The organism is Rhodococcus sp. APC 3903, assembly GCF_030407755.1.
Lineage (GTDB): Bacteria > Actinomycetota > Actinomycetes > Mycobacteriales > Mycobacteriaceae > Rhodococcus_F > Rhodococcus_F erythropolis.
This window is the reverse complement of sequence record NZ_JASDCV010000059.1, coordinates 1-9236: the sequence shown is the minus strand read 5'-3', so window position 1 is coordinate 9236 and position 9236 is coordinate 1. Positions and strand designations below refer to the sequence as shown.

The 9236-nt window shown below is 62.0% G+C and carries 8 protein-coding genes; 3 read left to right on the top strand and 5 right to left on the bottom strand.

Annotated features, from left to right (window positions below):
- The first annotated feature begins 486 nt into the window (after window positions 1-486).
- From QMA15_RS32220 to QMA15_RS32210, 3 genes are all read left to right on the top strand, one after another.
- Window positions 487-1128, top strand: coding sequence for a nucleotidyltransferase domain-containing protein (locus tag QMA15_RS32220; RefSeq protein WP_290289128.1), 642 nt, complete (start codon window positions 487-489; stop codon window positions 1126-1128).
- Window positions 1128-1514 carry a hypothetical protein gene (locus tag QMA15_RS32215; protein ID WP_290289125.1) on the top strand — a complete coding sequence of 129 codons (387 nt, stop codon included), beginning with the start codon at window positions 1128-1130 and terminating at the stop codon, window positions 1512-1514. The genes QMA15_RS32220 and QMA15_RS32215 overlap by 1 nt, the downstream gene beginning before the upstream one ends.
- Before the next feature lie 739 nt (window positions 1515-2253).
- Complete coding sequence (locus tag QMA15_RS32210; RefSeq protein WP_290289122.1) at window positions 2254-3471, top strand: IS110 family transposase; 1218 nt, start codon at window positions 2254-2256, stop codon at window positions 3469-3471.
- Between the two features lie 227 nt (window positions 3472-3698).
- On the opposite strand, the gene QMA15_RS32205 is transcribed toward QMA15_RS32210, so the two are convergent.
- The 5 genes from QMA15_RS32205 to QMA15_RS32185 form a co-directional block, all read right to left on the bottom strand.
- Complete coding sequence (locus QMA15_RS32205; protein WP_290289119.1) at window positions 3699-4964, bottom strand: acyl-CoA dehydrogenase family protein; 1266 nt, start codon at window positions 4962-4964, stop codon at window positions 3699-3701.
- A gap of 123 nt (window positions 4965-5087) precedes the next feature.
- On the bottom strand, window positions 5088-6080 hold the full coding sequence (locus QMA15_RS32200) for a helix-turn-helix domain-containing protein (RefSeq protein ID WP_290289131.1): 993 nt from the start codon (window positions 6078-6080) through the stop codon (window positions 5088-5090).
- A gap of 990 nt (window positions 6081-7070) precedes the next feature.
- The gene (locus QMA15_RS32195) at window positions 7071-7493 is read right to left on the bottom strand and encodes a maleylpyruvate isomerase N-terminal domain-containing protein (RefSeq protein WP_290289116.1); all 423 of its coding nucleotides are present in this window, start codon (window positions 7491-7493) and stop codon (window positions 7071-7073) included.
- Between the two features lie 7 nt (window positions 7494-7500).
- The gene (locus QMA15_RS32190; protein WP_290289112.1) at window positions 7501-7794 is read right to left on the bottom strand and encodes a hypothetical protein; all 294 of its coding nucleotides are present in this window, start codon (window positions 7792-7794) and stop codon (window positions 7501-7503) included.
- Between the two features lie 433 nt (window positions 7795-8227).
- Window positions 8228-8497: a MerR family transcriptional regulator gene (locus QMA15_RS32185; protein WP_290289108.1), complete on the bottom strand. Its 270-nt coding sequence runs from the start codon at window positions 8495-8497 to the stop codon at window positions 8228-8230.
- Window positions 8498-9236 lie beyond the last annotated feature (739 nt).

Here is a 9236-nt window from a genome sequence, read left to right as displayed (position 1 = left end):
GGCCGATGACAACCACATTGCGTGGCAGCACGAACGGCTCGGCCTCGCCCGAGGAATACATCAGATCGATTGCCTGCTCACACGCGCGATCGCCGCCATCTGATGTTCGTCGTCGTTCGCGATGCGGACTGTATCCGAAGCGACGAAGCGGTACGCAGATCGGGCGGCCGACCCCCCCGGGGAGTCAACACCCGGTTGGTTGGCCTTGTGCGGCCGATCATCTGCCCGACATCAACTGCCGCGGCGGTGATATTCCCACTCCGTGTGGCGGTTAAACCCCAGTACAAGCTCCTAACAGACGATCGGAGGCGAAAAGACTCCAACTACAAGTCGGCGGGATCGTCGGCGCAGATTTCCGGTCCGCTTGCCGGAGTCTTGCTGAACGGGGACAGGCCCTATTGTTTGCGTGTCCTGGACTTCTTCTCGAACTACTCCAACTATAGTTGCTATATTCACACTTTAGTTGGAACTGAGGAGGTGTCTGTCATGCAGCTGAACAGGCCGTTCGCCACGGTAGCGCCGACCCTGGACGGCGACGTGCTTGCTGTCTTGGCAAGCGCGGACGCCACGTTCACGATCAGCCAAGTCCAGCGCATCCTCGCCACGGGCTCAGGCGAAGGCATCCGCAAGGTCCTCAACCGCCTCGCCGCGCAAGGTGTGGTGCTCCACGATCAGGTAGGCAGGACCAACACCTACCGCCTCAACACCGAGCATCTCGCAGCCGAACCCATTATGGCGCTTGCACAGCTGAACTCCACCTTCCTCAAGCGCCTCGAAAAACACCTGGACGGGTGGCTCACTACGCTGCGGTATGCCGCAGTGTTCGGATCGGCAGCGACCGGGCACATGAAGCTCGAGAGCGACATCGACCTGTTCCTAGTGCGCGCCGCTGACACCGGCCACGACGGGAACGAAGCGTGGGAGGAACGGGTAACCGAACTCGCCCGACTGGTCACCGCGTGGACTGGCAACGACGCCCGCGTCGTCGAGTACACCGAGGACGAGCTCCGTGCCGCGGCCGCTGCCGGCGAACCCCTGCTCCGAGACGTGGCGAAACAGGGCCTGACCATAGCGGGGACACGGAGCTGGTTCAACGCGCAGCTGCGCCCCGTTGCGAGGAGGTCCTGATGGCGGGACAACGCGACTGCGACTCCGTTGTCACCGCGGGGCGCATGTCCAAAGCGAACGAATTCTTCGACGCCGCTGACCATCTCGGAGAGGAGATGCCCAACGCCGCCGGGGACTTGTACGTCGACGCGGGTATCGCCGCCTCGGACGTACTCTGCTGCCTGCGCCTCGGTGTGCACTCGAACACCGGCAACCACAGCGAGGCCGTTGCCCTACTCAAACGTGCCGACAACGGATCCGAACGGCATCTGGGCACTCTGCTGAACTTGAAGAACAAAGCTGCCTACACCCACCAGGACCTGACCTCTGCGGAATTGAAGAAGATGAACCGCGCAGCGGAACACCTCGTCGAGGCAGCCAAGCAGGCAATGGCCGCTCGGAGATAGCCCCCCCCGACTCCCGGATCCAGCGCGCCTGCCGTTGCGCACGTGCAACGTCGAGTCCTCGCCGGACCGACTCCCCGGCTCAACCACCTCGCCGAACCCAACCCTCGCTACCGACGAGAAAAGCCCCCACATCTGGCGGGTGTCGATATCGATTCGGTCGATGTGACCGCAGATGGAGTCCGCATTCGTGCGTCGCCGTTGTCGACTTCGGCAAGATGCTGTGACTGCTCGTGGCACACTTCTCCTACTGCCGCGTGCGAGACCGTCCTCTACCGCACGCCCCGGACGCGATGATGTTCCTTGTGAAAGATCGTTAGTTGGCGGGTTGGGTTCTACTGCGTCAGAACTGTCGCGCCGCAACATCCGGGCGATGCGAGGCGGCGAGCAGCTCTCGCAGTCGGTCAGCCGAGACCAGAGCCCCAGGGTCGCCAGCTAGGTATTACCGAAGCCGTGCACTCCCCTCCAATCCGCACTGGCTCGCTTCGGTTTACTCACGAAAAGGCATCCCTCACAACCACCTTTAACGTGGATGGTGCTCGAGGTGCTCGCCTCGGGTGCCCGTCGGCGAGCGGGGCGAGGCTGACAATCACCTGTTGCCTATGGTGGCTTCGCGTGGAAGGCCACCCTGCTCGTTGCGGACGTTCCGGCTGCTGATTGAGATCTGTTCGCGAATTCGTCGCTGTTTAAAGGTGTGCTGGCGGACCGTCCCACGGGTGACTACTTGCGGACGGAGAACACGGTGACAGGACAAGATCAGCAACTCTGGGTGGGTATCGACATCGGCAAACGCGCTCACCATGCGGCCGCAATCGACGTGGCGGGCAATCTGGTGTGGTCGCACCGCATCACCAATGACCAGGAGTCGATCGAACGCATCGTCGCGCTCGCGATGTCCACAAGTACTGATGTCCGGTGGGCGGTGGATATGACCTCGCACGAGGCAGCCCTTTTGCTGGGCGTGCTCAACGCGGCTGGTCAGAGCGTCCAGTACGTGCCGGGCCGCATCGTGCACCGGATGACCGGCGCATTCACCGGCGAAGGGAAGACCGATGCCCGCGATTCTCTGGTCATCGCCCAGACCGCACGGATGCGCTCCGACATCTCCCAGATCGCACCCCCTGACGAGATGATCGTCGAGTTGACCGTTCTGACCGGGCACAGGACCGACCGGGTTGGAGATTGGACTCGCGGAGTCAACCGTCTACGTGGATTACTGACCAGTATCTTTCCGGGACTCGAGCGGAGCTTCGACTACTCGACCCGCGCCGGGTTGATCCTGCTCACCGGGTACTGCACACCCGCGTCGATCCGGGCGGCCACCGATGACGAATTGGCAGGATTACTACGGGCCGGTGAGGTGCGCCGGCCGACGATCCCTGGAATGGTCACCACAGCGCGCGATATGGCCGAGGGCCAGCGTGTGGTTCTGCCCGGTGAAGCTGCGGTCGCGCATCTCGTCATGCGACTGGCCGGGCAGTTGTTGGAGCTTGATCGGGAGGTCAAGGATCTCGACAAGCAGATCGCGGCAGTATTCCGGCGGCACCGCCACGCGCACATCATCGAGTCGGTCCCCGGCATCGGTACGCGACTGGGTGCGGAGTTCCTGGCAGCCACCGGCGGGGGGGACATGGCCGCGTTCGGCTCCGCAGCGAAACTCGCCGCTTATACGGGGCCGGCTCCGGTCTCGCACGACTCGGGCCGTCGTAGTGGTGTGTTGCACCGGCCGCAGCGCTATCACCGGGATTTACGGCGGGTGTTCTACATGGCTGCATTCTCTGGTGCGCAGCGCAGCGGCCCCTCCCGGGAGTTTTACCAGCGTAAACGTGGTGAGCATCGGCATCACAATCAAGCAGTGATCGCGCTCGCACGCAGGCTTGTCGATGTGTTGTGGGCGTTACTGCGAGACGAACGTTCCTGGACGGCTGACCCGCCGGGCACGAGCCGCCTGATGGCGTGAATCAACACGGACATGCCACGCCAGAGCGACTTCGGTGACCGTCTGGCAGATGTGTGAATGCTCGGATAACGACACGTCCGAGGCTGCCATCGCGATTGTGCCTTTGAATCGTTGAGGTCCTGTTGGAGGCGTGAAATGAGCGCGATGGCAGCCAGCGGCTGGTTGTGTTTCTTCTGTGGTAAAAAATGAAGCCTTAGCTCTCCAGATCGTGGAGGCAGCGACTCAGATCATGCAGGTGGGATGACTGAAAGTCGATTCTCGGAGGCGGCGAGTGGATCGAAGCCGTCCTGTTTGAGCAGGTTGTGGATGTTGCGTCGTCTGACCCCCATGTTGCCTCCGTCGTAGACTGGGAAACAGAGGACGTCTTCCATGATGGCGGCTATCGGGGTCAGGTTCGTGTAGGCATCGACGCCGACGAGGCGCATGGCGTCGTAGACGACTTGGACTGCGGTTTCGGAGGCGAAGATCTTGACTTGGTTGGCTAGCTCGCGGTCTTTGCCTCCGGTGTGGTCGAAGTGGTCGGCGGCTTTCCAGGAGAAGTAGCGGACGGCTTCGATGCGGGTTTTGATGTCGGCGAGCATGTAGCCCGCATTCTGGTAGTCGATGACAGGGACCGGTCCGGAACGGTGGTCGGTTTTGGCGAATTCGTAGGCGTAGTCGAAGGCTGCGCGCATTCGACCTACACACGCGGCGCCGATCGACGAGCAGGTCCAGGAAAAGGCTGTGGCGACGATGTCGAGGCCATCGCCTGGGGTGCCGATCAGGTTGTCGGCGGGTACTCGCACATCGGTGAATTCGACGCGAGGCGAGTTGGTGGCGCGGTGCCCGATGGTGTCGATCATGCCGGTGATCTCGACCCCAGGTGTGCCGCGTTCGACGACGATGACCGCGAGTGATTCCGAGGGTGGGAGCGTGGGGTCGGTGCGGCATACGACGCTGATGAGGTCGGCGCCGTTTCCATCCCAGCCGGAAGCGTTGGTGGTGTAGTGCTTCGCGCCGTTGATTACCCACTCGTTGCCGTCACGCCGTGCGAAGGTCTGAATACCGACGGTCGGGTCTGGTGAATCGTAGTTCGCACCACCGGTGACCTCGGTGTAGGCGATGGCGGCGAGGCGAGCTTTGCCGTCACAGAAAAGCGGTAGCCATCGCTGTTTTTGCTCGTGGGTGCCGAAGTTGATGATCGGGTTGAGCCCCAGTCCTGTCCCCAGAAGGGCCGAGGGCACGTTGATGTCGACGCGCGCAAGTTCTTCCGCGGCCAAGCTGAATGTCAGGTTGTCGAAGTACGCACCTCCGTATTCGTTGGGTACGAGGCCTTTGAGGAATCCGAGTTCGGCAAGTTTCTTGTAGATCGGTTGCAGCGCGTAGAACCGGTCCTCCGGCTCAGGAAAGGGTGCGATCGCGGGGGCGACGCCGGTCAGGACGTCGTTCGCTACTTGCCGCGCCTGCATGCGTACGGCGAGTTGTTCAGGGCTGAGTTCGAAGCTCAAGGTCATCGGGGTCTCCTCGATGCTGATGGACGAAGTGATCGGGCGACGCTGCCACGCACCCAAGCATCCAGTCAGACTGCCCGCTCAGTCTTGTATCAGCCTGCGCCGAGCTCGGTAGATTCCTGCAATTCAGTCCTGCAACTGCTGCGGGCGACGCGCGTCCGCGGCTGCGGGGTCGGGATGCTGGGACTTTCGGTAGTCGCCGGGGCTGCAACCGAATTCGGAGCGAAAGGCTTTGGCGAGGTGCGCGGAGTCGGCGAATCCCCACATCGCTGCTATCGCCGCGACGGAACAGTCATTGCGAATATCAGCTAGGTCCCGACGGCATGCCTCCAGCCGGTGCCGACGCACGAGAGCACCGAAGGTGGTGCCGGACCGTTCGAATATTGCATGTAGGGTCCGAATTGATAGCCCCAGGTGTTGGGCTGTTTCTGTCGCCGACACACGGCCGAAGGGCAGATGTGTCTCGATGTAGCGGATGGCGGCGATTCTGAGTAGATGGTCGGTGTCGCGATCTTGGTGCATCTCGCGTTCGACTGCACCGCCGAGCACCGCGCGCAACAGATCTACGTGGGCTGCGCTGATCATCTGTCGTTCGATGGAGACAAGAGACGTATCCGTTCGCCACGTCTCGAGCATCAGTGAGCTCAGGAGACGAGCAGAACCTGACCCGCCGGCGAAGTTGCGAGCAGTCGTGGATCTATCGGGGGTAGTCAGATCGGCGAGTTGTGCACGGGGAAGTCGGAACGACAGCACTCGCCACAGTGATCCCTTTCCCTCGGGCTCGACGAACTCGAGGCGATAGGGGCGAGTGGAATCGACGACTGCGAATTCGCCGCGCGAGACGATGCATTGTCGGGCGTCTTGCGTGGTCACGCAGTGACCGTCCAATTGCAGATTGACGAAGACGACGTCGTCCGATGTACGAGCAACTTCGCGGTGTCCGTGCTCGATCCGCTGAGTGCAGGAGGCGATTTCCGCGGCGTTTCCACCCCCGACCGGAGCTGAACGCACCCATCCGGGTAGTCCGGACGGGATTGAGCTCCGGTCTATGTGATCGCGCGACCTCGACGGGGACAGCGGCGTGAATGCCTGGCACAGCACATCAGCCCAGTAACTCATTTGTTCGGCCGTAGGCAGGTCTTCTGTAGTCCAAAAGGCAGTCACAGTGCACTCCGTATCCAGTTCAGGTGCGAAAACACTAGAACGTCGATGTCATGCGCCGGAGGCTTTTGCGTTACAGATTTCGAGCACGATACTCACACCCGACAGACAACCACTGAGAGCACAGACGATCCCGGTGCGGTTCATGGAAAAATGTTCCGCTCGCACGCTTTCGTATACGACTGACAACAGATCGAGCCAAGTCGGCTCGGGCGACTTGCTTCCCGCATTGAGATCCACCTGAACGCGCTACCACCGCCGATGTTTCAGCCCGCCGGCCGCGAGGTAACTACCCCACGCGGCGAACGGTTCGGATGAGTCGCACACAGGCACCCACCAGCACGCTGGTCACTCACGGCGGTGGGCGCCTGCCCCGAATCGACCGCACCACACGACCTTCTGCTTTCACGAACCGCACGCCCTCCACCGAGATCCGATCATCGACCTCCCCCCGACGGCACCGAACCCTCCGAAACGGTACGGCACATCTATCAGCGATTTCCGTGCCCGTAAACAAGCACGCACCTCCGTGACATCCCCAAAATCTGACACCGCTACCCCCTCACCCAACCCGACTCGGACGCCGAGCCGTCGAACCTCTACCCGAAAAGAGGGGGTTCACCAGCGTCTACGCGCTCAGCGACGCTTGACCGCACTCCGGACTCTGGCCCTCAAGCTCAGTCCCGGACGTCACACCACGGCCAGGGACGTCAGCGGACAGGTTCGAGCACGCGCGGATCATTGTTCCAGGGACCGTCCACGACAGTCGAGACTTCGTACGGCTAGCGTCCCCAGTCACTGGATTGCCTCACGGCCGTGGATCGCGTCCGATGAAAGCCAGAAATCGAGTCTGCAGGTCGGAGCCGTCAGCCACATCTGCCCGTGGCCCGTACTGACCGCAGCACCTCATCCCAGGACTCCATACCCGCGAGCATCATGGCGCAGCGTTCAGAGTCGAGGGTCTCGTCCTGACCGGTAGCGCGCCAGGTCCCAACTGTGCATGAACACGTCGGCGGTGAAGAACTGCGCCACAGCCTGAGGTAAGGATGCCTGACCGGTGTTCGGATGGGAGAAAACTTTGTCCCCGGCAGTCGGATCGTCGAGCACCGCTTGGACACCGTCGTTGAAGACGCGCCACGCAGCTGCCGGATCGTCATCGACGTCCGGACCGGCAGGCAAGGTGATGCCGGCACCTTCCTGAAGGAACGGCGGAAACCACTCGACGAGGTGGCGAACAACGTCACGGGCCTTCCAACCCTCGACCGGTGCGGCCCTGTTCCACGCTGCCTGATCGGGTACGCCTTCCACGATTTCGCTGAAGCGGCCAGCAAGTTCGCGGTACTCCTCGGCCGGGGTCTGATCGGGAGTCATCTGAGCCTCAGTTCTTCTGACTTGCGCTGGAATACATCTGCTGATTCGTTGCGACATAGTGGCTCTCGGAATTAAGAGCGGCCACTACCTCGTCCGTCGTCGGTCCGCCCACCACCCGACCACGAGCACCGTATCCGTCGTCGTGACCCAACACGGCCGCAACTGCATCCGATGCGGCCAAACCCTGACGATCACGATGCTCGAACGGCCCGCACCCGACACCCGTCACCACCCGAGAAAGAGTTCGTGGACTGTGCCCCAACGGGTACACCGACGCCATCGACCTGCGAGAACCAGACACCCACAACCCTTCCGAACCAAAGCTTGCACCTCGTACCCCGGGCTCGACACAGGAAGTATCTGGGCATGGGACCTCAGCCGAGTTGATGCCAGACATCGGATTGTTCCGTCGATGACGGGCCGCAGCAGTAGAACCCGGTCATACAGCTCGAAGAACTGCCCTGCCGCCCGCACACCTGTCCGTCGTCCACTACTGATCAACTGGGCACCCGCGCCTCCAACCCGGCCAGCCGTCCAATCACGCACTAGTCATGCGACGCTCGAATTGTCACCGCACCAGCCATTTCGATCTCCGCGCACTCAGAAGCTCCCTGCGGGGACCGGATAACGAGAGACGAACATTGACGCTGGCCCTGTTTCTCGCGACCGCGACACCGGCCGCGACGTCGTTGCTGGGACGCTCGAACCGCTCATTCACCGAAACGAGCCCGCGGTCAGACGCCGGGCCTGCTCTCGCGTTGTTGAAGTTCGGTGTTGATGCGGCGCGCTTCGGCGAGTTGATCTTCGAGAATGATGATCCGGCACGCAGCCTCGAGTGGGGTGCCGGCGGCAACGAGTTCGTGCGCGCGGGCGGCGATACGCAGTTGATAGCGCGAGTAACGGCGGTGCCCACCGGCCGAGCGTTGCGGGGTGAGGAGTTTCGCGGCATCGAGGCTGCGAAGGAACCCTTGCCGCACGCCGAGAAGTTCGGCGGCGTGGCCCATGCTGTAGGCGGGATAGTCTTCGTCGTCGAACTTGCCGGACAGGTCGCCGGCGGGTCGCTCTGCCGTAATGGCGGTCTACTTTCACTTCGAATGGACGGGGCCCCCGGCGCGGGGGTGCGCCGGGGGCCGAGACAGGTCGATTTCACTCACTGAACCAACAACTGCACTCGTTTGAGCTTTCCGAACGCAGACACCATGTCCGGTAGCCCGTTTGAACGGGGGTGCCGGGACCTGAACTACACACTCACAACAACTTTCGGCCCCGGCACGGCCCTGCGGTACTGCCTGCGGGTAGTTCATCTCTCCCACACCTCTTGATTTCGTTCCTGCGAGAAAAAAGATACAACACACCAACAGAGAATTTCTACCCCCGCCACGATAGAAATTTTGACGCTTCCGAGGACGGTTCAAGGCTAGGAGATTGCGCCTGGTCGGCCACCATGTCAACTACGGCAACCACATCGAACCCGCACCCGAAACCGACGTTCCCGATCGCGATCGACGAGCGAACCGGCGCACCCAACAACAAGCAGCACTGTCAGTTTCTACAATCGACACGCCTCACGCAGCCGATCGCCGGCCCAGGCGCACGCAAGCCGCAAAGACAGGACGAGTATCGAGGTCCCGGACTGGAGCGGGCGTCTTCCGCATCCTGAAATATTTCCGTAACCTGCAGATACACCAACTCGGCATGCTGTCGAAGTGGAGCCCCCACAAACTGATGCGGGCAGGGACTCCA

Bases quoted from the DNA above. Each gene is read 5' to 3' on its own strand.
- QMA15_RS32220 (WP_290289128.1), top strand. From the start codon at position 487: ATGCAGCTGAACAGGCCGTTCGCCACGGTAGCGCCGACCCTGGACGGC.
- QMA15_RS32215 (WP_290289125.1), top strand. From the start codon at position 1,128: ATGGCGGGACAACGCGACTGCGACTCCGTTGTCACCGCGGGGCGCATG.
- QMA15_RS32205 (WP_290289119.1), bottom strand. From the start codon at position 4,964: ATGACCTTGAGCTTCGAACTCAGCCCTGAACAACTCGCCGTACGCATG.
- QMA15_RS32200 (WP_290289131.1), bottom strand. From the start codon at position 6,080: ATGAGTTACTGGGCTGATGTGCTGTGCCAGGCATTCACGCCGCTGTCC.
- QMA15_RS32195 (WP_290289116.1), bottom strand. From the start codon at position 7,493: ATGACTCCCGATCAGACCCCGGCCGAGGAGTACCGCGAACTTGCTGGC.
- QMA15_RS32185 (WP_290289108.1), bottom strand. From the start codon at position 8,497: ATGGGCCACGCCGCCGAACTTCTCGGCGTGCGGCAAGGGTTCCTTCGC.